We start from the raw sequence: 25,780 nt of genomic DNA, 5'->3' as shown, positions 1-25,780 counted from the left end.
TAATAATTGCGAATGATTGTAAACGTCAATAGTTTATTTTATGAAGTAAAAACTAATTATTCTATATGAGTATTTTTAGTTTAAATTTATGAATGACCTTTCAAATATTTCTTTAGCATACTTATCATGATCATATGTACTTTCCACACAAAAAGGTTCGCTCTTGGTCTCCTCCATATTTGATAATAATTTACTCCCTGACCAACCCAAAACTATTGATCTAATATCATTAGAGAGATCATTCCATTTAATATTTATTTTTCCAAAAGAAATAAATAAATTTGCTTCATTGTTTTTAAGAAGTGCTTTTTTAAATTCTTTATCTTCTTCTGGAAATGGTTCCGTATTAAGTTTCAAGTATTCATAATGTTTATCCACTAATTCCTCAAATTCAATTACATTATTTTTTCCCTTATTTGAACAAATAAAATCTATTTCCTTGGTCTTTTCCAATAAAGTTTCTAATTTTTTCAATTCAAAAATTAATTGTATATTTGAACTAGATATCTCATTTTTATACTTTTCACTATCATTAATTACTGTAGATATATGAATAGGTTTAAAATAATCTTTTGCAGCAACATCTACTCTATCTAGTTGATCTAATACTCTAACAATAATTGCTTCTTGTTGATTAATAATGTGTTGCTTTTTCCAACCATCATACGCTGCAACTGCTAATATAGGAGTTAAGACCGTTGCAATAAGAGTAATAATAGAGTTAAACCACTTAAAAGGAGGTATGGTTCCACATTTAACCCTATAAAACATAGATCCAAAAATCAAAATAATAGCTATTAAAATAAAATAAGCAAAAAAACATATAAAAAACTATACACTATTCAACCTTAGAAGACATTAAATTTAAAAAATAAAAATATACTTAATTATGAATAATGTTCTCTTAGCAAATTATACACTTCTTTTGATGTATGAGTTTTTACTAACAAGCTTTTCAAATCATTATTAATCTCTACAGACTCAAACAATTTATAGTACTTCATAAACCACACTTTATCTCTCCTATAGTCCCAACTAATTTCATTTTTATTATCATCTATATATCTATGTATCAATGAATTAAAAGCAAAATCATTGAATGTCTTCACAGAATTCAAGCAAATAAAACTTGCTTCTTGTAAGAAGCTTAAGTTTAAAATAATCGGTTTTTCAAAAAATGATTTATGCTTATCTATACCTAATTTAATAGCATTCTTCGAACCCAACAAACCTGCCCGATGTACAATACAATGTCTTAGATGACATAGTTGCTCAAACATTTCTAAACACTGTATTAGTTCACGCTGCTCTGGTTTTTGCTTATTAATACCAATATTAATATAAGTATTCACAGTGTTCTTAATATTCTCATATGATATAAACGAACATCCTTCTAGTAGAGCTTCTGGTAACAAATCTATATTGTGATGCAATGCCGCAGCATATGTCAGTTGTTCTTCCATAGAAGAGTTATAGGACCTTTCATCAATCAAAATAACTTTCCGTATAACTCTACGGTAATAAGATTCCACATTAGATACTAGACCCAGTAAAAAAAGGTTATAAATATCTATATCATCAATATTAGATGGATCGATTAAATGATCTCTTTCCAATGCACCTAATTTTATTAAGTAATATTTATTTTTCTTAATAAAAATATCAATAGGTGATACTGAGTTTTCTACTGAGTTGCTTCCAAATAAACTTGTTGTATCTAAAGCAGCTGCACGTGTATCACCGTTAATTTTTAAATAAGGCGGAGAAGGTCTTTTAGCCATTAGTACAAAAACTCCTCCATTCCTTTAGTAGCTTCTTCTATAATCCTCATTGCTCTTTTTTCTCCTACTCCTTTTGCTTTACGCAACTCCTGAGAGGGATTAGTAGATGAAATTATATCTTCAACGGTTTCAATACGTGTTTCTTCAATTATTTTTCTCTTTAACCATGCCGACAAAGGTAGATCATTAACCTTTCTTGAAATTAGCTCTTCAAAAGTAGACTTATTTATAAGCTCCGATCCACAATGCATGCAAAATTTTTGATCTATATCACTTCTAGGATTTCCACATTTCCCACATTTAGGTAAATCCAATTTTAGATTAGCTAATTGATCATTTTCTATAAATTCTGCTAAAGAATTTTTTCTTAATGGGTGCTTTTCTTTTGGATAACTAAGTAATTCAGAAAAATTAAAAATCGCACCTGCGCGACCAGTTTGATATGCCCCTTCTTTAATTAAAATAGTAAAGTGTGGTATGAATCGATCATATACACGTGGTTTTCCTGAAGAGCTAGAACCGTGTTTCACTTCAGCTACTCTAGCTAAAAGCCCTGTTTCTTCTAGCAATCGAATAATAATCAATAAATCTTTTGCTAATTTACTATCTTTTTCATAATCTTGAAGTATACCTAGATATATTTGCTGTTTATTTTCAGATAAAGATTTTTTATTCTCAGCCACCATTGAATATATAATTTTTAAAAAGACATCATAACCTATTTGAACATAATTTTTATATTGTGGTTGTTTCGTTGCCAGTGTTTTAAACTCTTGAAGTATAATATCCGCCTGATCACCAATTACACTATTAAGTTTATTTTGGATACTACTACCTGTGCTATTATTATATTGATTGACTAAGTTTATAAAAGCTCTTGGCACACCAAAAGCAGCGTACATAAAACATTTTTTTAAGTCATCCTTTAGCTCAGATGAATAACGTTTATTATAAATATCTTCAAATAGTTTCTCATATTCACTATCTGTAATTGAAGGCCAACAAGAAATACTTTCTGCATCTTGTCCCACATGGAATCTAGGGCCAAATTCTGTATTAGGGTACACAGAAGCTTTAGGGGATACTTTTGCAGATTTCAATGCTCTAAAAATATCAAAAAATTCAATCATATAGTCTTTTGTTAAAACTAATGCAGCATCATCACAAAGCAGAATAGAATGCTTTCTTCCGCTTTCATATAAAACTTTTTCTATATAGTCAGACACCATTTGAACTGAGATCTTTTCCAAGAGATCATTTTGCCAATCTCTTATTTGCTGCTTCTCAATCTGGTCACAAAATAATTTAATATCGTCCCATTTGATATCATATAAATTATCTTCTATCGCTAGTCCTATAGCTTCAATTGCTTCTTTTACACCCAATAAAACTTTAGACAAAACCCAACAATGGAAATATTGAATCGCAATGGTAGACTTATTCTTGAGAGGTTCAAGTCGTAAATACTTTGAAAAACTTACATAAATTGGTAAGGGTTTCGTTGAGTTTACTAAAGATTGCTTATAAGCAATCTTCATATGATGTGTTTTACCAACGCCTCTAGGGCCAACAATCAGCTTTGCTCCCCTAGCCAATAATTTATTAACAACATTTTGATAGAATTTTGTCTCTGCTGTTATTCTTTCTAGCTCTTCGAGCGTCATATGATCCGCTCTGTACTCTAATTCGTCTTCAACAGTCATTACATATCCTCAGAAAATGCTGGTACCATGGCTTGCATTTAGCTATCATTCTACCCTAGATGTATGAGCTTAATTGGGTTATGAACAAAAAAATTGCGTTAGGACAATTTTATACGCCACCTTCTATTGCAAGACCAATGATAGAAATGGCTATAAGTTTACTGAATCCAACTCCTAAAAATGCAATTGAATTAGCCGCTGGTCAAGGTGATTTAATTATTCCGCTTAATGAAATTGTTCCAAGTTGTCAAATAACGGCTGTTGATCTTGATTTTGATAATACTGAATTTCTTAAAAAAAATTTTAATCATTTAAAAATTCATTGTCATGACTCAACTCAATCTCTTTCCTTTTTGAAGAATGAAAAGTTCGATTTAGCACTTGGTAATCCACCTTTTTTATCTAAAGTGGAGCTAAATGATTCACTCAAATGCCTTTTGAAAGATTATTTAGATTTAGATTTTAAAAAGGAAAAATTTATAAGAGCTGAATTAATATTCATCTGTCAATACTTATCTCTACTTTCTAAAAATGGAATATTAGCAATTATTCTACCAGAATCTCTAATCTCAGGTCAGCGGTTCGTAAAATTTAGAGATGCTATTTTAAAAAAATGGAAAATTGAAAGAATTATTGAAATTACAGGAAAACCATTTTCTTTCACTGAAGCTAAAACACATATTTTATTCATTCGTAAAATTGAAAAAGCAAACAGAAATATTCCAGTTAGTAGAATTACAGAATATGGAGAAATAATTCATCTAAAAGCTATTCCTAGCCATATTCTTAAAGATAGAATGGACTTTTCTTACTTAGAGCAATTTCATTCAAACTCAAAATTGAAGCGTTTAGGAGATGTTGCAGTTATTCAACGTGGGAAAAAAACTCACCAAGATTTAGTGAAACAAGGCTTACCTTATTTGCACACAACAAATATTTCTTCAGTTTCAAAGCCATCCATGGAAAAAGATAAAGAATATTCTAAAAACTTAGAAATTCTAGTCTGTCGAGTTGGTACTCGCGTTATGGGGAAATCCACAATTTATGAAGGTGAGCCAATAGAAATATCAGATTGTTTATACAAAATACAATTTCAGGATAAATCCCTTGGTTTATTTTTTTATGAATATATAAATTCTGAGATTGGGCAAAAGAAATTAAAATCATTAGCTCGTGGTGTCTGCTCACGTTATATTACTAAGAGTGACTTACAAGACTTTATGTTTTAATTTAGCAATGTATCAAGCCTAAATAAATCATAAAAATTATTTTATAAATTTTCAAAAAATAAAAAAAGTAGCCTATAAAAGCTAATGCTGTTTACTTAAAGATTGAATTCAATTAAATGACCTCAGAAAATCCAATTAAGCATTCTTAATCGGATTTCTTTGTCTACTCAACAGGGCTTTGTTGCACAAAGTTTTTCTTAAAGGCTTCTTCAGCAATATAATTTCCAAATGAAGAAGCCTGCACTTAAAATCTACCTTACAACCAACTGGTCCTCGTACAACCAAGCTCTAATTAAGCGAGGAAATATTTCAGTTTGGTTCGATCCTCAGACTAAATGGTATGCTCAGCCACAAGCTAAGCATGGAAGAAATCAAACTTATTCTGATACAGCAATTCAGTGCTGTTGATGATCAAATCTACCTTTCGACTTTCTTTGCGTATGGTCACAGGCTTTGTGCCAAGCCTAATTCAACTCAGTTGGTTAAGTTGGACAGCACCAGATTATTCCACATTTTGCAGTCGACAAAAGCAGATTGATATTGCGATTAGCTATCAAAAAAGTCATGAAGGATTACATCTATTGATAGATTCAACTGGCCTTAAGTTCTTAGGCGAAGGTGAATGGAAACGCAAGAAACATCAGCCTGAATATCGTCAGCAATGGCGTAAACTGCATATTGGTATAGATGCTAAAACCTTGCAAATACGAGCTGTACAGCTCACAACAAATAATGTCAGTGATTCACAAGTCTTGGATAATCTGCTGAATCGAATCCCATCTGATGAACACATTGATTTTGTCTATACGGATGGAGCATATGACACGAAACTGTGCATACAAGTGATTTCAGATCGTCATGCACATGCCGTAATTCCTCCAAAAAAAAATGCAAGACCATGGAAAGATAAGAAATTGGGATCTTTAGAGAGAAATGAATTATTGAAAACAGTCAAACGCCTAGGAAGAAGGCTTTGGAAAAAGTGGTCTGGTTATCATCGAAGTAGTTTGGTCGAAACCAAGATGCATTGCATCAAGTTATTAGGCGATAAACTCAGTGCAAGGAGTTTTGACAGTCAGGTCAATGAAATCCATGCACGTATAGCCGTATTAAATAAATTTACAGAATTAGGCTGACCTCATACCCAAGTTGTCACTTAAATACTTGCGCATGAGGATTAGCTTCGCTACAACTCCTTGCCAAGAGTGGTGTATCCCATACAAGACAGCGTCTTAAGGAGCTAAAAGGGATATGTAATTTATTTTTTTGGAACGAAAGAAAGCGAGACCTAGTAGGCCCCGCGTAGTAAGGCAATCAAGGACACGTATCCTTTATATCAGAGCACCGATGTACTTGAGTGAACAACATTAGCCTATAAAGGCTGCTTCTCTTTGAGTAAGTGGATTATTCCCTCATAAATTCGATGCTCAGTTGGTGTCAGATTAATCGAATCCAATGTTGTAAATAGATAACCACTACTACCATCAACATTTTTATCGACCACTGGCACACCAGTTTCAGCATTAAATGCCCGCGTAATAAGTCGAGATGTAATTGGCACTCCAGCAAGCTTAAGCTTTTCCTGAAACCGTTCCAATTCGATAGAGCGGATACCTCTTCGTAGATCATCAGATGTTACTAGATAATCTCCACAGGCTTTGACAAATACTTTAGTAGGTACGTTCCCCCATGTAGTTTTATCTTTCACATCAAATGCTACAAGCTCATCAGGAATATGCTTTTCACGTGGGATAGGATACTCAACCTTAGTAAAATCAATACTTGCAATTTCCAAAATTTTATCTTTCACCAAACCAGACTGAAACATAAAGTTTGTGACATCGTTGTAAACATCTTCACCTAATAAGATAGAAATTTTTAGTAAGTCCTCCCACACATCACCTAAACGATCATCAATATACTCAATTAAAGGCACATTTAATGTTTGAATGAACTCTAAAATTTCATCGTAATAATCTTTGATCACTTCATCCATTGCATGTGAAAGGCTGACTAAATCCGCTGTTTCGACATATTTGTACTTCTTGAGATTTACCCCATTAGGCACTTTCTGCATTTCAATGACAATACAACGTGAGACTGTTGCTACTTCTAGCTTTTCAACAATATTGATTCCTGAAACACATTTAAAACCAAAGACACTTTTAGAGGCTTTAGCACGAGCAGTAACTGGTCCATCTCGCTCAAAACCGCTATTAAAGTACTCTGTAAAGTCTTTGACATTTTTCAGTACATCTACTTCATCAGCAAATACAGGGTGACCTCTTGATGATGAAGTCATCCGTACTAATCCAGCAGGAGTAGCATTAGCCACACGTTCATTAGCATTAACACCATTCACCCAAGCTAGAAACATTTGAAGTGTACTCTTGCCATATCCTGGTCCTGAAGCATTGATCATCAAGATAGGAGCAAAATACAAATCTTTAGCGTTAATTTCATCGTAAAGGGATAAAAATCGAGTTAAGACAGACCAGCAAAAGAGCACTGAAAAAGTTTGTTCTGTCAAAAACAAGAATTCTCCTCCTCGCACCTTAAATAAATGGTGAAGCCCTCGCAATTCTTTTTGGATAACCCTTGGTTGAGGAATATCTTGTTCAGCATTTTTTACAATTTCAGTTGTATCGCCAATACAAGTAAGGATGTCAACTTGATTTTCCCCTCCTGCAATGGCTAGATCATTTGTTTTACAATCTTCTTTCGCACCTCCTTTATCCACAATGCTAAGATGTAATGCTGATTGACTCTCAATTTGATCAGATTCTGAATGAACAGAACTGCAATTCTGCTCATCAGGTGAATGGGCTATCTTTTGATAGCCTTTTTCATTATTGAACTCTTCCATCGTCATACTCCCGTACCTCCATATTGGTTCAACCAACTGTGAATGACCTCACAGCGCCAACGAGTCAGTGTATAAATTTTCACTGGTACAGGAAAACGACCATCTTTAGCCCATTTCCAAACGGTTGAACGTTTGATAGGTAGATGTGGAAGCATATCGTTTAGGCTGATATAGCCTGTTTTAGGTAGCATAGCAGTAGTCGAATCCTCCACTACGCTATCATTTTGTCGAACACTAGCTTGCATTCAAAAGTCCTCTGTAGCTGCCGTTATTGGCCGAGGACTTCATCTTCTATGATTAGATCAATGTTATCTACGTTGATCCTGATTGCAAAACAACCAAATGTAAGGATCAAGGTTCAACCTATGTATTTGCTTATATCTTCCTCAAAAATTTCATCCAAAATACTTTTACCTTGATCTAAGTTCACACCATTTATTATTAACCGCCAATTGTTCGCAAAATTTTTGTCAAGAAATTGCAATGATTCATCATTCTTAAGATAGTCTTTAACTGCTTTTTTCAAACCTGCGACGCCATCATCTTGCCGAGGTTTATCTACAATTTTGTCCCTTAATCGAATATAACGAATAGCAGTAGGAACAATCATCTTAAACAGATCTTTACCACTATATGATTTGTTTCTCTTGTTATCCTCTAACTGTATTTCAATTTCTTTGTAATTTTCAATAAGTTGACCAATATCCTCTTTCAAAAACTTACAGTCTTCGACTTTTAGCTCTTGGTTGGGCGAATCTGTATAAATCGTATAAATCTCATCATTATTCAATTCTTTTTTACAAGACCTTATTTTTTTAGAAAGCTTCTGTTTATGATCTAAGAGAGTAACAACTGAATCACGTGTAAGATCATCAATTACATATATGTCATTAATACAGAGCTTTTTCGATGTCCCACTTTTCAATAACTCCACTACGAAATATTCTGCACCTGTAATAGATATGTATCCTTCGAAATTAACATAACCATCAAGGGTGAGTTTTTCTGTACTTATAGAAATATCCTCCCATTCCTCTATTGAACAAGTTTTCAGTTTTTTGCTATCAAATAATCGAGCGTACTCAAGTAAACTTATGGTCATTTGAGTTTCAAGATATCCAGACCAATGAAATTTTGGCTCTAGTGAATTTTGTATGATCAAATCAGCAAACTCAGATTTTGAGATTCTCAAATACTCAATACAATCATTGATACCTAAGTACTTATCTTTTTCACTGTTTGGCAATATTTCAGCTTTCGATTCAACATCATTCATTTTTATTCCAAGATTTTTAGAGATAAGCTGTTTAAGATTACAAAAGATAACATTCCTGTTACAATCAAAATCCTAGAAAAAGGGATAATTTTTAAAGTGAATCCCAACCATACTAAAAATTACAGCTCGTTTTTTTGACGGTATATATAACGGTATCAAATACATTTAAAATATTTTATTTTTATTAAAATCAATTCACTAACAACCCAATAAGGATTCCCGTAGGGACGCCAAATTCTGAAAAAGCCACTGCATTGACAGTGGCTTTTTTATTGCCTATTCAGTTCCAATCCCGACCTGAACTTCTAGTCGTCCAGACTGTACCCGTAGGCCACGGATCTCGAATTGATCAACCAGTTGTTGTACCAATTCACGGCTTTCTTGCAAGATATTTAACCCTGGTAAAATACTAAAATCGGTCAGGTTTAATAACTTATCTACCATCCACGAACGGTTATTAATGAAATCAATAAAGCCCGCTTCTTCCAAGTCGATATACCATAAGCGATGCCCTTCTTTTTGAATACCAGGCACATCACGAATCAGATGATTGATTAAGAATGGAATCGGCAAAGAATTAATTAACTCGAAGCTCACATTCCCAACACGACGTGCCGCCCAATTAGTTAAAGTGCCGCCATGACGAATTTGTAGATCAAGATGTTCATCGACTTGGCGCAAACGTAAATACTTTTCCTGCCCAATACGACACTCTAAGACATTAAATTCGAGTGAAAGACGATACAGAAAACGCCGATAGTGCCCATCCAGTTCGATATGGAAGCGGTCATTACCACACTCAATTTTAATATCGTCAATTTCGCTACGATCCATGCGTTTGCGAATCTGATTATTCAGCAACATCTCAGGTAAATATAAGGTCAGACTGCTTTTTCCCAAAGAAGCTCTGGCCATGGCTAAAGCAACCTGACGTGCCGCTTCACTGGTCTCCGAAACCATATCACGTACAGTATTGCGCACCCCTTCGACACCGCGTTTGGTGTGATGCGTGACATGATCCAAGGCATCTAGTGCTGCATCTGCCACCCCCGCAATATTACGTGAAGTATCGCTGGCAAATTCCACCGCATCCTGTGCATGCTGCAATGTTTTATTAATCAGTCGACGTGATAATGATGGTTTCTCAGCAGAGACTTCCGCATCCGCTGGCATAATATCAAACATCGCCTTTTTATCATCTTGTCGATTCAAGATGCTCTCCCTCTTCCCTTTCTTACCAGCTCATTTCTTATGAGCATCAATCTGCTTTCTGAACTTATTAGATGTTTTTCTGTAGATTAGCATGCTCTGCACTGCGATTTGCGTCTTTTTGTTGCATCGCTTCAAATTATTTGCTACTTCAGAGCAACATCACTTTTACATACAATTCTATGGCTCATCAGCTTCACTAGGTATTGATCGATCTTCAGCACTCAGCGTCTGCATCTGACTCAAACGCAGCGCTTTATAGTGTGCTAATGCTGATTCAAGCTGCTGTACTTTCTCTTGTCCAATACCAAAATTAGGGAGTTCATGTAATGCCACCCATGCGGCTTGCATCTGCTCAAACTCACTGCCTTTAACCAGTTTTAGCGCCATCCAATCAGCGAGATCCTGCACGCGTTTTTGCATTTCAAACTGCAAGGCAAATAATCCACTGCTTAAGGCCGATACATCCAATAATCTTAATCCATTCCGCACTTGCTCAAACTGCTGGCTTTGTTGTTGCAAATATGCAGCTAAAACCTCTTGATTGAACCAGACGGCAAAAGCAATCATATCCTGAACAACCACATCACGTTGCGCATAGAGTGCATTCCGTTCAGGATGCTGTTTATTCAAACGGATATCACCTAAATATGCCATCAAGCCTTGTTGCAAGATGATCTGAATATGGCCCAGATCAAAATCATAGTTTGACTTCGATTCAATTGGAGTCAGTTGAGTAAGTAACACCTCATACTGAACAGGTTGCTGTAATAAGCACAAAATCTCTGCATTCTGTTGGATGGCTTGCCATAAACAAGTCAGCGGTAGATCAACTTGCTCTGTACTGCTCGTACCCTGTTCCAGAAAACGCTGCCATGCGGTTTGCATCGTGTTCTGTTGAACTAAACTTGTGAGTACACGCTGTGCTGTTAAAAGCTGTGGTGCAGTTGCAATCACGTCCCGACTATAAGGAATATGCGATGGCTTAGCGCCAAAAATGCCATTTAAGGATTTCCCCAGCGAATTTAGACCACGTCCCATATCTGCCAATAAATTGGTATTTGAAGCTCGTGTCCGCAGTATCGACTCGGGTAACAACAAACTGACCGCACGCTGTAATCGCTGGGCCTGATTTTTCTGGTCAATCGGTTTCAGATGATGGAGCAACAGATGCAGCGCATATTCAACATCACTCAGCTGCGACAGATATTCAGGCTGATTGCGACTCAACAGACAATCAATATAAGCATAAAAAGCAGTTTCATTGCGTTGCGGTGATTGTTGTGCCGCCCATTCATAGTATTCAATTGCTTGGCTATATTGTGCAGCCCCTGCGTAGGCTTTGGCCAGTGCAATCGCATGTTGCACACTTGGATAATGTCGTTGGAAATAATGCAAAAGGTCAATTTTCGGTTGTTGATCGAGACAGCGATCCAACTGACGTAGATAGCCATTGATATGTTGTTGATTCGGCTGAGTCTCAATAAAATTCAGACGATAAACCAAACACTGCTCATACCATGCATATTTACGCGCATGCGACTCATAAGCACTCAGTAGCTCACCTTCAATCAACTCAATTAATTGGCTGGCATAGAGCAGGTCTTCATCATTCTCATGCCTGAATTGCCATTGCTTGGGTAAAGTCACCTTAAATAAACGCAGCAGGAAATGTGCACTGAGATCAGGACTTTGCATCGTCACCAACATCAACTTATCTTGGCTGGAGAGATGTTCTTTGCCCTTCTGAATGCGAGATAAACGCAATTTTAGAATTTTGGTGCTTAACATGCGTTTCCTTTCGCATTATTCAACCCACTCATGTTGCAACTTAGCAGACTGCCCCGAGTTTTGCGAATGGCTTTAGACGAGCTGTCGCAAGGTTTTTAGGCAAATCTAAACGTCGGCTTGGGGGACAGGATAAACAATAAAATAAGTAAATTTATGTATTTGAAAGGCTCAAGATTTTTGCTTTTGCATAATTTTCGCTAAAATAGTCAAAACAGAATAGGAATCCTTTATGCAATACCGTTGCCCTAAATGTCAAAGCGTGAAAATTATGCCTGCCAGTCAGGGTGCTAACAGCCCTCGTCCGAATGTACCTAAAAGTTTAGTGCTTCTGGTTCCTGCCATTTTTATTTTATTAATTTTGGTCTTGATTAGTGTTGCAATGTGGATTTTTGGTAATGGTGCGGGTCAAGGTCTGCAAATTGCAACCGTTGTGGTGTTTGCAATCTGTGTGATTGCAGGTGTTCTGTTCTGGCGTGATCTACCTGATTTTAAAATTTCAATGCAAGCCTTTATGCAGGCACAAAAACATTGGAAATGCCGTGACTGCAATAACGAATGGCAGAATTAATTATTATTCCAAAGCAAATCTTCACATCAGCTTAATGCTGATGTGAAGGATCTTGTTCAGCTTTCTCATCATGTTGATGAGTATGCTGACAATTCATTTCTTCATCATCTTCAATTTGCAAGGTCACCTCAGCAATGCCATGCTCATGCGATAACATTTCAATCGCAGCACGGTGCAATTGATTACGATCAACCTTCGGTGCAAACAGATGCACAGTCAAATGAATATTCTTCGAGGTAATTGCCCAGACCTTTAACTGATGGATACTCTCAACACCATCTAATCCGAGTAAATCATTGCGCAGCTTTTCAATATCCACTTCTTCTGGAACACCTTCCAGCAAGATATTGATACTTTGCTTGAGCAGAATCCATGTTCTCGGCAATACCCAGAAACCAATCGCAACCGCAAGAATAGTATCAACCCAATACCAATTGGTGAAATAGATCACCACAGCGCCCACGATGACGGCCACTGAACCGAGTGCATCACTCAACACTTCTAAGTATGCACCTTTCATATTCAGGCTTTCAGCAGCACTGGACATTAACAGCTTCATGGAAATGAGATTAATAATCAGACCCAAGCTCGCCACAATCAGCATGCCAACACTCTGAATTTCAGGTGGCTGAGTGAAACGTTGGTAGGCTTCATACAAAATATACATGGCCACAAAAAACAGCATCGAGGCATTAAATAAGGCGGCTAGAATTTCAAAACGCTGATAACCAAAAGTCCGTTTGTTATCTGCTGGACGTTTGGCAATTTTAATCGCCACTAAAGCAATCGCCAATGCAGCAGCATCGGTAAACATATGCGCTGCATCAGACAGTAACGCTAAACTCTGGGTGATTAAACCCGCAACCACTTCGACCACTAAGAAGGTTGAAGTCAGTATCAGCGCAATGGTGAGTTTTTTGATATTACCTTCAGTGACCGCTGCATGACTATGGTCATGCCCTTGATGTCCACCCATGTTGGACTCCTTATCATCATTAAATAAGACCTGTTGCAGTCTTAAAGTCAGCCAAAGCGAATATCGCTTTGGCTGGTTCAGATTCTTCTTAATAAAGTGCTTCATTAAGAAGATAGCATAAACAGATTAAATTGCACTTTCCTGACGTTTGCTTTGTTTCGCTTCATTCATCCAACGATACACCACTGGCAAAATCAGCAAGGTCAGTAAGGTGGATGAAATAATCCCGCCAATCACCACAGTGGCCAGTGGGCGCTGTACTTCTGCCCCTGTACCCGTGGCAATCGCCATTGGGATAAAGCCGAGCGATGCGACAAAAGCGGTCATTAAGACAGGGCGCAAACGTAATACCGCACCATGCCATGTGGCGTAATGGATATCATATTGCTCTCGCAATTCTTTAATGAAGCTCAGCATCACCAGACCATTCAGCACTGCAACACCAGAGAGCGCAATAAAACCGACACCTGCTGACATCGACAATGGAATATCGCGTAACCACAGCGCTACCAAACCGCCTGATAGGGCAAATGGCACGCCACTAAACACCAGCAAGCTTTCTTTAAAGTTATTAAACACCGCCATCAACAGAATGAAGATCATCAGCAATGCCAATGGCACCACAATCTGCATTCTGGCTTTTGCCGAGGCCAGATTTTCAAACTGACCGCCATAACCGAGCCAATAACCACTTGGTAATTTTTGCTGAGATAATTTCTGCTGCATCTCCCCCACAAATGAACCTAAATCACGGTCGCGTACGTTGGTGGTGACCACAACACGGCGCTTGCCATTTTCACGACTGACTTGTGCCAAGCCTAAAATATTCTCCACTTTTGCCACATCTTGCAGTTTAATCAAACCACCATTTGGCAGTTGAATTGGCAGCATGGCCAATTGCTGCGGCGTACGCATCACATCATCCAAACGCACCACAAAATCAAAACGACGGTCACCTTGCAAAATCTGTCCAACACTTTGTCCACCAATACTGGCAGCGACCAAGTCCTGAATGGATTTCACTGATAAACCGTATTGAGCCGCCAAAGCATGATCGATATCCACATTGAGTAAAGGTAAGCCATCGGTCTGCTCGACTTTGACTTCACTTGCACCCGTGATGGTTCTCAGGGTTTGAGCAACTTTTTCAGCCTCTTGGTTCAGAACCTGCATATCGTCACCAAAGATCTTGACCCCAATATCACTACGGACACCTGAAATCAGTTCGTTAAAACGCAATTCAATCGGTTGTGAAAACTCACTATTGTTGCCTGGGATTTTCTCTACATAGGCCAACATTCGAGTCCGAAGTTCATCGATGGTTTCCGACTTATCTGGCCATTGATCACGCGGTTTTAATAACACCACGGCATCTGAAATATTGGGTGGCATCACATCTGTTGCCACTTCGGCTGTACCCGTACGTGCAAAGATTGCTTTGATTTCAGGGAACTCTGCTAACAATTGTTTTTCAACACTTTCCTGAATTTTCAGTGACTCTTCAATTCCGGTACTTGGAGCACGCATTAACTGTAAAGCAAAGTCGCCTTCACTCAGTTGTGGCGCAAACTCACTACCGACACGCGAACCAATCGCAGCCGTTAAGACCAGAATGGTAATTGCACCGGCCACGACCACATAACGGAATGCATAAGCTTTATCCAGTAGGCTTTCATAACTGCTTTTTAACGTCGCCATCCAGCGACTTTCTTTCTCTTTGACCTCACCAGTAACAAATAGCGCCACTGCTGCTGGAACGAAAGTCACCGATAAAATAATGGCACCGATTAAGGCCAAGACCACCGTCATCGCCATTGGATGGAACATTTTCGCTTCCACACCCGCTAAGGCAAAGATAGGCAAATACACCACCATAATGATGATTTGACCAAAAATCAGTGGACGTCGTGCTTGCTTGGCCGCCAAGAAGACTTCGGTAAAACGTTCTGAACGGGTCAGGAGTCGACCTTTATGGTGCTGTGCCTCTGCCAGCCGTCGGATACAGTTTTCGACAATCACGACCGCACCATCGACGATAATCCCGAAGTCCAATGCCCCTAAACTCATCAGGTTGGCACTGATTTTCTGCTCCGCCATACCAGTTAAAGTGAACAACATGGATAAGGGAATAATACAGGCGGTAATCAATGCCGCACGGAAGTTCCCTAAGAATACAAACAGGATCACAATCACCAAGATTGCGCCTTCAATCAGGTTCTTCGCCACCGTTTTAATGGCTTTGTCGACCAAATTACTACGGTTATATACCGTTTCGACCACCACCCCTTCAGGCAATGAACGTTTGATTTCCTGCATTTTGCTGTCGAGTGCTTGAGCGATGGATTTACTGTTCTCACCCATCATCATCATGGCAATACCCAGTACGGTTTCTTCACCGTTATAGGTGGCACCGCCTGTTCTCAGATCATGTCCAATCGAAACCGTTGCAACGTCGGCAACACGGATTGGCAAACCATTCTTGGTGCTGACCGTGACATTCTCAATATCTTGTACAGTTTTCAACATCCCCGGAATACGCACCGTAAGTTGCTGACCATTTTCTTCAATAAAACCCGCACCGCGGTTTTCATTATTTTCAGTGAGTACGGTTTGTAAATCGGTTAACGGAATTTGCAGTTGTTGCAAACGTTTCAGATCAGGAGAAACCACGTAGGTCTTGTTATAACCGCCAATGGTATTGATTTCTGCAACACCTGGCACACGTTGTAATTGAGGACGAACAATCCAGTCCTGAATTTCACGTAGGTCCATGGCCTGATAAGGCGTACCATCTGCTTTTTTGGCATTCGGTTCAGCCTTGATCACCCATTGATAGATCTCGCCTAGACCAGTTGAAATCGGTGACATTTGTGGATCAATATCATCAGGCAAGGCACTCTTGGCTTCCTGTAAGCGCTGGTTAATCAACTGACGCGCCCAGTAGATATCAGTCCCATCTTTAAAAATCACCGTGACTTGCGATAAGCCATAACGGGAGATCGAGCGGGTTTGCTCCAAATTTGGAATACCCGACATGGCATTTTCAATCGGATAGGTAATCCGTTGTTCAACTTCAGGCGCGGTGAATCCACCCGCTTGGCTGTTAATTTGTACCTGTACGTTGGTAATGTCAGGCACTGCATCAATCGACAATTTTTGGTAGCTATAAATCCCGACCCCGATCCATGCCACTACAAACAGCATGACCCAAATCGCATTGCGGATTGAAAACTGAATAATCCGATCAAACAGACCTTCCGCGGGAGGAAGCTGCAACTTATCGTTAGTGTCCATGCTCAGCCTCTCCCTTCTCGATCTCAGATTTCAAAAGGAAACTACCTTGACTGACATATTGTTGCTTTTCAGTCAGACCCGATTGGATTTCAACCCATAACCCATCACTTGAGTAATTACCCAGTTGTACTGGCGTTGGCGTGAAATGCATTTGGTCTTTTTCTTGCTTAGCAACAAAAACTGTGGCTTTGCCCTCGATCTGCTGAATCGCCGCTTTGGCAACACGGAGTACAGGCTTCTTGTCCGTGCCATCTAATAGTACATTCACCATCAAATTCGGTCGTAATTCTTTGGCTGGGGTTAACACTTTGGCACGTACCTGTAAACGACCCGTTTGTGTATCTGCTGCTGTGGTTAAAGTCTGGATTTGTGCTTTAAAGCTATTATTGGTTTGCAACGACTTAAACTCGATCTGTTGATCGGGTTGGACATTGATGTTATTCACACTTGGTAAAATAAATTCAATCCAAAGTTGATCTAGCTGATCAATCACAAATAACTGCTTATCTGCCGTAATTTGCTCACCCACCACAATATCTTTCAGACTCACCACACCGCTTAAAGGCGCGGTCAAAACATAGCGGCCCTGACTACCATTGGATGCACCCAAGGCAGATAAACGGCTACGCGCAGCTTGTACCTGAATCTGCGCCTGACGATAGGCATTGTAAGCACGTTGATAATCCTGACGTGCAGAAACCCCTTGCTCCCAAAGTTGCTTTTCACGTTGATAATCTTGCTGAGCGAGGGTTAACGCTTCCTGAGCAATACTTAAATTGGCTTGCTGATCCACCAAATCAGGAATAAATAGCGTGGCTAACACTTGCCCCTTCTTGACTTGTTGACCGAGTACCGCATTGACACTTTCCACACGTCCAGCAAAGGTCGCTGAAACATGCGCTTGCTGATCGGTATTGGTGACCAACTTGGCAGGATAGGCGAATTGCTGTCCGACTTCGCCCACACCGACCTGAGCCAGTTTAACCCCGTATTCAGTCATCTGTTTTGGACTAAGATTTAAACTGCCTTCCTCACTTTCCTCAGCATGCCCTGCTTCACCCTCAGCATGCCCTGACTCACCTTCGCCATGGCTATCAGCCGTAGCAGCATCACTACTGGTTTTGTTCTTGCCTGTGAAAAATAATAATGCGCTGAGGACTAAGCCAACAGCAACAACCAGAATGACCCAAAACCACTGCTTTTTAGATTTATTTGTCGACATTATTCTGCTCCTACTACAGCGGGAAGGCTATTGGTATCTTTCCAAAGGGTTTGATTAATCTGATTTAATGCGTCACTTGAGCTCACCATGCTCGGCTCAATGCCCAGTGCTAAACTCTCTGCATCAATTTGTTTTTGCCAAGCACTCTTGAGTAACTGCACTTTATTTAAACGTTGATCTTGCAATTGCATGGTGGCTTGCTGCACATCGGTAATGGCATATTTACCAACTTTGAAACCAAGCAGCATTTTCTCTTGTACCGTTTCGGACAGTGGAATTTGTCGTTGATTGACTAAATCGAACTGCTGTTTTAACCCTGCTAACTCTGCCGTTAAGGTCTGAATCGCATTCAAGTTTTGCTGTTTGTAAAACTGTTGCTGCTTGACCAATAAATCTTGTTTGGCATTGGCAATTCGCAATGAATACTGTTGACGATTAAAAATATTCAAAGGGATATCGATGCCCACCCTGAACTTGTTATCGGTCGAATTGGTTTCGGCGCTTTTACTTTGCACCATGCCTAAATTCACGGTTGGATTCGGTCGATTAGATACTTTTAAATAATCGATATTGGCTTTTTGACGCACGATATCGAGTTGAATAGCACGCTCAAATAAGTTGTTCTGCAAATAATCTTGCAAATCTTTTTGTTGTGGCCAGACATTGCTTGCCTGAGTAGAGAAGCGATTATCGGTACTGCCCCACAGATTTGCCAACTGACGCTTTGCCGTGGCTAAAGCCAGCTCGGTCTGCTGAAATAAACGCTGATTTTCAATATGCGCCATCAAAGTACGATCTAAATCGACTTGCGCAATACTGCCCGCTTTGAGTCTTAAACGTGTCGCGTCTAAAGTGGCTTGACTGGTTTTTAACTGCGCCTGAACCACATCATGTTCCAGCTCTAACACAACTACCTGCGACCACAGATATTTCACTGCCAACTCAAGTTGCGCATTGTATAGCTCTTGGTTGAGACCGACCTGAGAGGCTTGTACATTGGCAAGCTTCACCGCAGCACGGCGTTCCCCAAAAATATCAAGCTTCTGCGAAACACCAAACTCCAATTCCTTGTCTTTACCTGACCTGAAATCAGTTTGCTGAATCGAGATACTTGGATTCGCCCATAAACCCGCCTGTTTGACATTGGCCTCAGCAATTCCTTGCTGTGTTTGCCACACCCCCGTGCCAGCCTGATATCGTTTCACATCCTGCAAGATTTGCTCAAAATTCACATTGCGTTGTGCAGCCTGAGTTACAGGCTGCTGATTGGCATCCAGTAAAGATTCTGCGGCAATGGATGGACTCAAAATAGCAGTGCTCAAGGCAAGTGCCAAGACTGACCACGGCAATGACAATTGAGTAGGATTTTTTCGCGTACGCTGCTCAACCGCATGGATACGCTGATTTAAACTAGAAGACATATAAAGCCCCGCAAAGTAATAAGATTGCGGTGGGCTATTTTTCGGCTACCCCACCTATAGCGGGGTCAATACAGGGGGCGGATTGAGTCCTGTGAGATGTGGTGACTGGTAGGAATTAGACCAGTAATATTTTTGTTCTATGTCTTGGCTATGCAACATCGGTTCATTCACACGTTGCTGAACTTCAGCCACCACCACATGAAAACAAGATGGCAGATGATCATGATGATCTTGCAAACTTAAAGGCATCGGTAAATCTGCTGCCACTTTATCAAATGCTGCACGATGTTCCGCTATTGGTTTCTTTTCAGAAGCATGATGCCCAAAATGATTCAAACTACTGTACTCACTGACCGTTTCATGCGCACAAAAAGCTGCCGCCACATTCCAGAAACTTTGGAACATGAACAAACTCAGCAAGACGGTCACGAAAACAGTTGAGCGTTGCAACAGCACACCCTTACAGTAAATTGCACAAAGGCACTATAGCAGGCTATGCCAATGTAATAAAATTACAAAACAATTTTCAGTGAGGTTCTCACTGATTTAAAACGTTTTTTGATTTTGATTCATGACAATAATGTTCTCTTTTACGGGTATCTTATGTATAAAACCTTCTCCCTTCTGGTCTTAGCCATTGCTTTAAGTGGATGCGCAACCACGCTACTTTCCACAGCCCTGCCCAATGAAAGTACTCAGGTTCAAACCACCACACTAAAAACCGATCAAATTCTGGCGCTGGGACAAGCCATTCATAATGAGAAAAACCAAGGGTTGGTCTTTATAGGCCAAGATTTTAACTATTTAATGACTGATGGTAGCACCGAACTCCTCAAACTTTTACATGCCATTCCAACGGAACAACGCAGTTTAACCAGCCCTTCACCCTTGGTGTTGACCATGGATGACCCAAATCATTTTCACGGCGTATTACAAATTCGCTACCACACCCGTATGGTGGATCTCAATCCAAAGCAAAAAGAATTATTAAAATCTCTAGGTTTTAGACAAAATTTTGATTTGATTCAAAATCAAGAAACTGCGCCATATCCTTATATGAATGTGTTTTTTAAAGGACAACTCTATCAAGCGCTTGATCAACAAAAAATCCAACAGAAATTGGCACACCCCTATCCAATTACCCTACAACAAGAAACCACCATCACCACCAAACATCCAGTCAAACGAGCAACCCGCATGGTACTCTACCCTTTAGCGATGGTCTTCGATGTGGTCACTGTTACACCACTCCTAATGTGGTCTGATTTACGGGGTGACTTTAATAAATAGATTCATCTTTAAAGCAGACGAGCACTCTGGAATAGTTAACTTTGTAAATCATCATTTAATCTTTATTCATTCTTATTACATAGCGCCTTGGTTATTTAAATCGCCCCGAAAAGGCCAAACGATATGAATAGAATAGAGGTTAAATACCTAAATTCATTTAAAATCTGATATACAAATAAAATCTTTACATAAATTACATTTAAATCTGATTTTATCTATAAATAAATCAACACAAGCTAATAAAAAAGATTTATATTCAAATCACAATAAAGAAAAAGCTTAAATGAAAGGAGACGGCTATGAACATCAATATCGTAAAACAACAATTGCGCTCATGTTTCCTGAGTTTTAGGAATAATGACCTTCTTTCTGAATCAAAACAAGAAATTAGTAAAGCTCAATTTTTTGAAAATTTGGCTATTAATGAACATATTAAAGAGGATCATTACACCATTTCCTCAAATGACCGCAATGCTGTTTGGTATTTTCTACGTGCAGCCCTACGTGGTAATGCAGACGCAGCCTTTAAACTAGGCGAGAGCTATTTACATGGCGAGTTTGGTTTAGATAAAAATTATGGTAAAGCACAATATTGGCTAGAACGCGCAGCCCATTTAGGACATCCTGAAGCCAAAGGCTATTTATATAGCGCCTTTAGTGAATTAGCGTTTTCATAAGCATAAAAAAACCAGCTCGAAAGCTGGTTTTTTTATATCAGGACTTAACCTGTAATTTTTTTGTACTTGGTACGTTTTTGAGCCGCATCATCACCTAGACGTGATTGGCGGTAAGCTTCGTATTCTGCATAGTTACCTGTGTAGAATTCTGGCTGTTCGTTCTCAAAAGACAAAATGTGCGTTGCAATACGATCCAGGAACCAACGGTCATGCGATACCACCATGACCGTACCTGGGAAGACAAGAATTGCATCTTCAAGTGCACGCAAAGTCTCGATATCCAAGTCGTTCGATGGCTCATCCAGCAAGATCACGTTTGCACCCAACTGTAAGATCTTGGCAAGCTGTAAGCGGTTACGCTCACCACCAGACAATTCACCTACACGTTTTTGCTGATCTTGGCCTTTAAAGTTAAAGCGACCAATATAAGCACGTGATGCAATTTCGTAATCACCAATTTTTAAGATATCCAAACCACCAGAAACTTCTTCCCAAACGGTTTTATTGTTATCTAAGGTGTCACGGATCTGACCGACGTAAGCCACTTTAACTGATTCACCCAACGTCACCGTACCTGTATCTGGTTGTTGTTCGCCAGTCATCATACGGAATAACGTGGTTTTACCTGCACCGTTTGGCCCTACGATACCAACAATCGCTGTAGGCGGTACAGTAAACGTTAAGTTTTCGTAAAGTAAGCGACCATCAAATGATTTGCTGATGCCTTCAACTTCTACAACTTTATTTCCTAGGCGTGGACCAGGTGGAATGTAGATTTCAGAGGTTTCATTACGCTGTTGGAACTCACGAGAGTTAAGCTCTTCAAAACGCTCCATACGCGCTTTGTTTTTCTTTTGCTGACCTTTGGCATTTGAACGAACCCATTCAAGTTCTTTTTTCAATGCTTTGGCAAAAGATTCTTCTTGTTTGTTCTCTTGCTCTAGGCGGGCATTCTTTTGTTCCAACCAAGAAGAATAGTTACCTTGATAAGGAATCCCCATGCCACGGTCAAGTTCAAGAATCCACTCAGCCACGTTATCCAAGAAATAACGGTCATGCGTAATCGCAACGATCGTACCCGGGAAATCTTTCAAGAAACGCTCTAACCAAGACACTGATTCAGCATCTAAATGGTTCGTTGGTTCATCAAGAAGTAACATGTCTGGCTTAGACAGCAATAAACGGCACAATGCAACACGGCGACGTTCACCACCTGAAAGCAATGATACATCCGCATCCCAAGCTGGGAGGTTCAATGCATCAGCAGCAATTTCAAGCTGGTTATTCAGGTTGTGTGCATCCCATGCATGGATGATTGATTCTAATTTTTCTTGCTCTTTCGCAAGTGCATCAAAATCTGCATCTGGTTCAGCATATTCAGCAAAAACTTGATCAAGGCGCTCTAAAGCATCCAGTGCTTCGCGTACACCATCTTCAACGTTACCACGAACGTCTTTGCTTGGATCAAGTGGCGGCTCTTGTTCTAAATAGCCGATTTTGATTCCTGGTTGTGCACGAGCTTCACCTGAGAAATCTTTATCTACGCCAGCCATAATACGGAGTAAGGTTGACTTACCTGCACCGTTCAAACCAAGCACACCAATTTTTGCGCCTGGGAAAAATGATAAAGAGATGTCTTTTAAGATTTCGCGCTTCGGCGGAACCATTTTCGACACTCGGTTCATCGTATAAATATATTGGGCCACGCAGGACTCCTCAATTGAAAAACCAATACATCGCAAATAAGCGAATAAAATAATCGGGCGTATTATACGCTGAAAACCCAATTGACTTGAAGTTATGTTGGGATTTGTTTGCCTCGAACAAAGGAATTTCTTTTTCAAGACATTACAAGCTTGAATGATTTCACTTTTCCTAAAACCGCGACCAGAGCGAAAGCATGATCTATATCAACAAAAATGCTATGCAGCGCAAAAAATATGCACCATTTTGAATAAAATATGCGCTAGACTCGATCAGTATTTAACTCACGTAGATGATGTAATCATGACCTATAAAGATGAAACTTTAGCCATTCATGCGGGATATTCACCAGAAGCAACCACCAAAGCCGTGGCGGTACCCATTTACCAAACCACGTCTTATGCCTTTGATAATACCCAACATGGTGCAGACTTATTTGACCTCAAAGTGCAAGGTAATATCTATACACGGATCATGAACCCGACCACAGCCGTACTTGAACAACGTATTGCGGCACTTGAAGGTGGAATTGGTGCATTGGCTTTAGCCTCTGGTATGGCTGCAATCACTTACGCGATTCAAACCATTGCTGAAGCGGGCGACAATATTGCCTCAGTTTCGACCTTATATGGCGGAACGTATAATCTGTTTGCTCACACTTTACCAAAGCAAGGCATTGAAGTGCGTTTCTTTGATTATCAAAATCCAGAAGCACTGCGTCAGATTATTGATGACAAAACCAAATTGGTGTTTGTTGAATCCATTGGTAATCCGCTTGGCAATATTATCGATTTAGAAGTGATCGCCAAAATTGCGCATGAATATGGTGTGCCTGTGATCGTGGATAATACCGTAGCAACCCCTGCACTGCTGAAACCTTTTGAATTTGGTGCCGACATTGTGATTCACTCACTCACCAAGTATATCGGCGGACATGGCAATAGCATCGGTGGCGTGATTGTCGACAGCGGCAAGTTTCCTTGGGGCAAATATCCTGAACGCTTTAAAGCGTTAAATACACCTGACCCAAGCTATCATGGCGTGAATTATGTCGAAGTATTGGGTGAAGCCGCTTTTATTGCGCGTGCGCGCGTGGTGCCATTACGTAATACTGGTGCAGCAATTAGTCCATTAAGCGTATTCTTGATCCTACAAGGACTGGAAACCTTGAATCTGCGAATGGAGCGTCATACCGAAAATGCCATCAAAATTGCTGAATATTTAAAACAACATGCAAAAGTAAAATGGGTCAATTACGCAGGTCTATCTGATCATCCACAGCATCATTTGGCACAAAAATATGTGAAAGGTAAACCTTCTGCCATCCTTTCTTTTGGTGTTCAGGACGGTTTAGCCGGCGGAACACGGTTTATTGATGCATTACAGCTATTTACCCGTTTAGTAAATATTGGGGATGCCAAAAGTTTGGCTTGTCACCCTGCCACCACCACACACCGCCAACTCAATGCCGAAGAGCTGAAATCAGCAGGCGTCAGTGAAGACTTAGTGCGCTTGTCGATTGGCATTGAGCATGTCGATGACTTAATTGCGGACCTTGAACAGGCCCTTGCACACGTTTAATTTAAATGAAATCAATAAGCCCCTCTTTAGGGGCTTATTTTTTGTGCAAAAGCTAAAAAATATAATTGCTTTTTCAACTATTACAAGATCTTGTTTTAGAGCTTTTACTCTAAAAAAGACATTATTTTTCAAATATTTACACTGGACAAACAAAAAATATCGGTTAATATTACACCAAAATAAAGTGCAGTGTTTAATCGTAATAAGAAGGCATTGCAAACAACAGCGTGATTAATGTAGGACACTTACATGAATGCAAAACTCAAAAAACTTTTTCAGCAAAAAGTCGACGGTAAAACGATCATTGTCACTGGTGCGTCAAGTGGTATTGGTTTAACGGTTTCAAAATACCTCGCACAAGCAGGTGCTCATGTGCTCTTGCTTGCTCGTACCAAGGAGAAGTTAGATGAGGTAAAAGCAGAGATCGAAGCGGAAGGTGGAACAGCCTCTGTTTTCCCATGCGATCTCAACGATATGGAATCAATCGATGCGGTTTCAAAAGAAATCTTAGCGGCGGTTGATCACATTGATATTCTTGTAAATAATGCAGGACGTTCAATTCGTCGTGCGGTACATGAGTCGGTTGATCGTTTCCATGACTTCGAACGTACCATGCAGTTAAATTACTTTGGTGCAGTACGTTTAGTCTTGAATGTTTTACCACACATGATGCAGCGCAAAGACGGGCAAATTATTAACATCAGCTCGATTGGTGTACTTGCCAATGCAACGCGCTTCTCAGCTTATGTGGCCTCTAAAGCTGCGTTGGATGCATTTAGCCGCTGTTTGTCTGCTGAGGTTCATTCACACAAGATTGCGATTACCTCTATTTATATGCCTTTGGTCCGTACGCCAATGATCGCGCCGACCAAGATTTATAAATATGTACCAACACTTTCTCCTGAAGAAGCGGCAGACCTAATTGCTTATGCAATCGTGAAGCGTCCGAAAAAGATTGCGACGAACTTAGGTCGTCTTGCTTCGATTACTTATGCCATTGCACCAGACATCAACAATATTTTAATGTCGATTGGTTTCAACTTGTTCCCAAGCTCTACCGCCTCTGTCGGTGAACAAGAGAAGTTGAATCTGATTCAACGTGCTTATGCGCGTTTGTTCCCAGGTGAACACTGGTAATCTTGTAGATTCAGAAAAGCAGCCCATCTTTTGATGGGCTGCTTTTTTATTTGAA

Annotated in this window: 20 protein-coding genes and 1 pseudogene; 7 read left to right on the top strand and 14 right to left on the bottom strand. The window is 39.6% G+C overall.

Annotated elements, in window-relative coordinates; genetic code table 11:
• Positions 1-75: 75 nt before the first annotated feature.
• The 3 genes from NG55_RS10385 to NG55_RS10375 form a co-directional block, all read right to left on the bottom strand.
• Positions 76-771 carry a hypothetical protein gene (locus tag NG55_RS10385; protein WP_065343201.1) on the bottom strand — a complete coding sequence of 232 codons (696 nt, stop codon included), beginning with the start codon at positions 769-771 and terminating at the stop codon, positions 76-78.
• Positions 772-887: 116 nt separating this feature from the next.
• Positions 888-1,781 carry a hypothetical protein gene (locus NG55_RS10380; RefSeq protein ID WP_065343200.1) on the bottom strand — a complete coding sequence of 298 codons (894 nt, stop codon included), beginning with the start codon at positions 1,779-1,781 and terminating at the stop codon, positions 888-890.
• Positions 1,781-3,484 carry a helix-hairpin-helix domain-containing protein gene (locus NG55_RS10375; RefSeq protein ID WP_065343199.1) on the bottom strand — a complete coding sequence of 568 codons (1,704 nt, stop codon included), beginning with the start codon at positions 3,482-3,484 and terminating at the stop codon, positions 1,781-1,783. The genes NG55_RS10380 and NG55_RS10375 overlap by 1 nt, the downstream gene beginning before the upstream one ends.
• Positions 3,485-3,564: 80 nt before the next feature.
• Between NG55_RS10375 and NG55_RS10370 the strand changes: the two genes are divergently transcribed.
• Positions 3,565-4,713: an N-6 DNA methylase gene (locus tag NG55_RS10370; protein WP_171257956.1), complete on the top strand. Its 1,149-nt coding sequence runs from the start codon at positions 3,565-3,567 to the stop codon at positions 4,711-4,713.
• A gap of 228 nt (positions 4,714-4,941) precedes the next feature.
• Positions 4,942-5,849 (top strand): annotated as a pseudogene (locus NG55_RS10365) (IS5 family transposase).
• A gap of 236 nt (positions 5,850-6,085) precedes the next feature.
• On the opposite strand, the gene NG55_RS10360 reads toward NG55_RS10365, so the two are convergent.
• From NG55_RS10360 to NG55_RS10340, 5 genes are all read right to left on the bottom strand, one after another.
• Positions 6,086-7,579: a hypothetical protein gene (locus tag NG55_RS10360; RefSeq protein ID WP_228704175.1), complete on the bottom strand. Its 1,494-nt coding sequence runs from the start codon at positions 7,577-7,579 to the stop codon at positions 6,086-6,088.
• A 2-nt stretch (positions 7,580-7,581) separates the two neighbouring features.
• The gene (locus NG55_RS10355; protein WP_228704174.1) at positions 7,582-7,824 is read right to left on the bottom strand and encodes a helix-turn-helix transcriptional regulator; all 243 of its coding nucleotides are present in this window, start codon (positions 7,822-7,824) and stop codon (positions 7,582-7,584) included.
• Between the two features lie 113 nt (positions 7,825-7,937).
• The gene (locus NG55_RS10350; protein WP_065343196.1) at positions 7,938-8,855 is read right to left on the bottom strand and encodes a hypothetical protein; all 918 of its coding nucleotides are present in this window, start codon (positions 8,853-8,855) and stop codon (positions 7,938-7,940) included.
• Between the two features lie 276 nt (positions 8,856-9,131).
• Entirely contained in the window at positions 9,132-10,067 is a 936-nt protein-coding gene (locus tag NG55_RS10345) for a hypothetical protein (protein WP_004657391.1), read from the bottom strand.
• 177 nt (positions 10,068-10,244) lie between these two features.
• Positions 10,245-11,855, bottom strand: coding sequence for a hypothetical protein (locus tag NG55_RS10340; protein ID WP_065343195.1), 1,611 nt, complete (start codon positions 11,853-11,855; stop codon positions 10,245-10,247).
• 229 nt (positions 11,856-12,084) lie between these two features.
• Here NG55_RS10340 and NG55_RS10335 point away from each other — a divergent pair, with 229 nt between their 5' ends.
• Complete coding sequence (locus NG55_RS10335) at positions 12,085-12,423, top strand: hypothetical protein (RefSeq protein ID WP_005317624.1); 339 nt, start codon at positions 12,085-12,087, stop codon at positions 12,421-12,423.
• Between the two features lie 31 nt (positions 12,424-12,454).
• Here NG55_RS10335 and NG55_RS10330 read toward each other — a convergent pair whose 3' ends face one another.
• From NG55_RS10330 to NG55_RS10310, 5 genes are all read right to left on the bottom strand, one after another.
• Complete coding sequence (locus NG55_RS10330; RefSeq protein WP_016542707.1) at positions 12,455-13,399, bottom strand: cation diffusion facilitator family transporter; 945 nt, start codon at positions 13,397-13,399, stop codon at positions 12,455-12,457.
• Between the two features lie 126 nt (positions 13,400-13,525).
• Positions 13,526-16,693, bottom strand: a complete 3,168-nt coding sequence (locus tag NG55_RS10325; protein WP_065343194.1) for an efflux RND transporter permease subunit — start codon at positions 16,691-16,693, stop codon at positions 13,526-13,528.
• Positions 16,683-17,915, bottom strand: coding sequence for an efflux RND transporter periplasmic adaptor subunit (locus NG55_RS10320; RefSeq protein ID WP_065343193.1), 1,233 nt, complete (start codon positions 17,913-17,915; stop codon positions 16,683-16,685). Before NG55_RS10320 ends, NG55_RS10325 begins: the two co-directional genes overlap by 11 nt.
• Positions 17,915-19,336, bottom strand: a complete 1,422-nt coding sequence (locus NG55_RS10315) for a TolC family protein (protein ID WP_023271192.1) — start codon at positions 19,334-19,336, stop codon at positions 17,915-17,917. The genes NG55_RS10320 and NG55_RS10315 overlap by 1 nt, the downstream gene beginning before the upstream one ends.
• 54 nt (positions 19,337-19,390) lie before the next feature.
• A complete protein-coding gene (locus NG55_RS10310; RefSeq protein WP_212749890.1) occupies positions 19,391-19,786 on the bottom strand; it encodes a cation efflux protein, CzcI-like in 396 nt (131 codons plus the stop codon).
• A gap of 153 nt (positions 19,787-19,939) precedes the next feature.
• Between NG55_RS10310 and NG55_RS10305 the strand changes: the two genes are divergently transcribed.
• Together NG55_RS10305 and NG55_RS10300 are read left to right on the top strand one after the other, a co-directional pair.
• Positions 19,940-20,626, top strand: coding sequence for a YidX family protein (locus NG55_RS10305; protein ID WP_065343192.1), 687 nt, complete (start codon positions 19,940-19,942; stop codon positions 20,624-20,626).
• A gap of 299 nt (positions 20,627-20,925) precedes the next feature.
• On the top strand, positions 20,926-21,303 hold the full coding sequence (locus NG55_RS10300) for a tetratricopeptide repeat protein (RefSeq protein ID WP_016542701.1): 378 nt from the start codon (positions 20,926-20,928) through the stop codon (positions 21,301-21,303).
• A gap of 44 nt (positions 21,304-21,347) precedes the next feature.
• On the opposite strand, the gene ettA is transcribed toward NG55_RS10300, so the two are convergent.
• Complete coding sequence (gene ettA / locus NG55_RS10295) at positions 21,348-23,009, bottom strand: energy-dependent translational throttle protein EttA (protein ID WP_016660115.1); 1,662 nt, start codon at positions 23,007-23,009, stop codon at positions 21,348-21,350.
• Positions 23,010-23,310: 301 nt separating this feature from the next.
• Here ettA and NG55_RS10290 point away from each other — a divergent pair, with 301 nt between their 5' ends.
• Both NG55_RS10290 and NG55_RS10285 read left to right on the top strand, forming a co-directional pair.
• A complete protein-coding gene (locus NG55_RS10290) occupies positions 23,311-24,588 on the top strand; it encodes an O-acetylhomoserine aminocarboxypropyltransferase/cysteine synthase family protein (RefSeq protein ID WP_016542699.1) in 1,278 nt (425 codons plus the stop codon).
• Positions 24,589-24,837: 249 nt separating this feature from the next.
• Complete coding sequence (locus NG55_RS10285) at positions 24,838-25,725, top strand: SDR family NAD(P)-dependent oxidoreductase (protein ID WP_004657366.1); 888 nt, start codon at positions 24,838-24,840, stop codon at positions 25,723-25,725.
• Positions 25,726-25,780: the final 55 nt, after the last annotated feature.

The organism is Acinetobacter gyllenbergii, assembly GCF_001682515.1.
Lineage (GTDB): Bacteria > Pseudomonadota > Gammaproteobacteria > Pseudomonadales > Moraxellaceae > Acinetobacter > Acinetobacter gyllenbergii.
The sequence above is the reverse complement of the archived record's forward strand: the minus strand, read 5'-3'. Positions and strand labels throughout refer to the sequence as shown.